Source organism: Neisseria sp. P0001.S005, assembly GCF_051963715.1.
Window position 1 is genome coordinate 1 of sequence record NZ_JBQCTZ010000589.1, and the last position, 468, is coordinate 468.

The 468-nt window shown below is 40.6% G+C and carries 1 pseudogene; it reads right to left on the minus strand.

Going from position 1 to position 468, the window contains the following annotated elements:
* Positions 1 to 80, minus strand: a pseudogene (locus tag ACTHSP_RS21845) (MFS transporter); the annotation flags it as partial.
* Positions 81 to 468 lie beyond the last annotated feature (388 nt).

The following is a 468-nucleotide window of genomic DNA, read 5'->3' on the forward strand; positions in this document are numbered from 1 at the left end:
CCGAAGCTCAGCATCCAAATCGTACTTTTTGCCAGTGACGGCAAACCTTGTTTTGCTGTTTTTTGCGTATTTTCCGACATGAGGTAAATCCTTTTTTTGAAAAGTATTTTTATTGAGAAATCTGAAAGGTTCCTTGGTGTGGTGTTCTCTGTTGTTATTGTTTATGTGCGTACTTTCAAGGATATTAGGTGCATTTTATGAAGCGCGCCGGATATTGGCAATGCCAGTTCAAGGATAAACTGGCTTAAATCAAATTTTCTGCGGTTTGGCATTGATACCGTCGGGCAATAAGGGTATCGGTTCGGTGCGGTGTATATTTTGATGCTTATTTCTATTTTCAGACGGCATTTGAACAAGCAAGTATTGGGGCAATAGGTTAAAATGGGCCGTCTGAAATTTGTTTGACGGAAACGAGAAAACTATGTCCCAACAATACGTCTATTCTATGCTGCGCGTGAGCAAGGTTGT